1 protein-coding gene is annotated in these 1668 nt (G+C 44.4%); it reads left to right on the forward strand.

Features of this window, described 5'->3' with window-relative positions; translation table 11 throughout:
- Positions 1-1668: Ig-like domain-containing protein (locus BM176_RS32585; RefSeq protein ID WP_177230526.1), on the forward strand; the 1668-nt coding region annotated here is incomplete at both ends.

Here is a 1668-nt window from a genome sequence, read left to right on the forward strand (position 1 = left end):
CCTCCTATTATTAATTGCTCCAGTGTTAATACTACCGGTGTATTTATAATGCCAGATTCTTCCCTGGTAGCTCCACACGATGGAGAGATCGGTTCATGGTCTGTTGTTTCCTATACAGGAATTGATGTGGCTGCGGGTGAAACAATTGACGACTATATTAAAATATACACTCCGGCAAAGATGGGTACGAAAGTGAGTATACCATTTGGTAGCACTGTCGTATTGGGATGGACCGCGAAAGCATTGAGCAATACTTCGTGTACGTTAACATCACTTGATACACTGATGCTGGTGAACGACCCTACCAACAGTGAAGCTGGTGAGGATTCAACACATTGTGGCAACTTCGATGATTTCTTCATGAATGCTTTGCCTCCAGATGCTACACTTACAGGTCCTGCTGCTGAAACAGGTACTTGGACGCTGATTTCTGGTACTGCTACTATTGATGATATCCATGCATATAATACGAAAGTAACCGTAACGAGTGTGCAGGATGTTAAACTCACATGGTCTATTGTAAATGCTGCAGGTTGCGGAGGTAATGTAGATACGGTTATCTTACATAAAGCGCTTCCTCCTACTGCCGTATTAAATACGCCGATTACGATCTGTAACACTGCCGGAACGTTTAATATTGATTCATTATCAACAGTAAACGCTCCTGATACTTTCTCACTTAGAGCAGGAACTTCTCCGCTGCCTGGTTTTGTAACAGTAACAGATCAGCCACTGACATGGCCAATCACGGTTACTTATCCAACAACTCCAGTACCAGCTCCGGGTGTTTATAATTTCATCCTCACCGTTAGAACCGGTAACCTGGGATGTACTACAGATATTCCTTTTGTTTTAAACCTGACATCTGGTCCTACCGATCCTACCGGTGTTACAGTTGGTACACCAAATATCTGTGATACCGGTGTTACTACTCTCACAGTAGTGGGTGGTAGCCTTGGTAAACAAGCAGATGGTATTACTGATAATGCCAAATGGATGTGGTATAAAGATGCATGTGGTGGTACTCCTATCGATAGTGGTGCTACTATTACTGTAGATACCATTACCACTACAACCACTTATTATGTAAGAGCAGAAGGTCCTTGTGGAACCACTGCCTGCGCAAGTGGAGTTGTAACAGTATTTCAGAAACCTGCCAAACCAGATGTAGGCCCTGATCTCGCACATTGTGCAGACCCTGTGTTTACAATGGTAGCTACTACTCCAACTATAGGTACCGGTTTATGGACAGTGCTTTCAGGTTCTGCTACTATCACAGATCCAACCAGTCCAACCACAACAGTCAATGTTGTGGCCGATAACACTGCCAGCCTGGTATGGACAGTTACTAATAATGTCTGCGTAGTAAAAGACACGATCATCCTTAGCAACGCTGCTAATGTTTTGGCCGCTGCTGGTCCTGACCAGAACAATTGTGCGAACACTGCCTTCACCCTCGCCGGTAACAATACTGGTGCTGGAACAGGTTTATGGACAATCGTTTCAGGTTCAGCAACTATCGCATTACCTACCAGTCCAACTTCAGCGGTAACAGTTCCAACAGGAAGCACTGCTACACTGAGATGGACCATTACAAATGGTACCTGCGTAACTACAGATGATGTAGTATTAACTAACTACGCTACACCAACACCTTCTGTTGCCGGT

The organism is Chitinophaga sp. CF118 (assembly GCF_900112615.1).
Lineage (GTDB): Bacteria > Bacteroidota > Bacteroidia > Chitinophagales > Chitinophagaceae > Chitinophaga.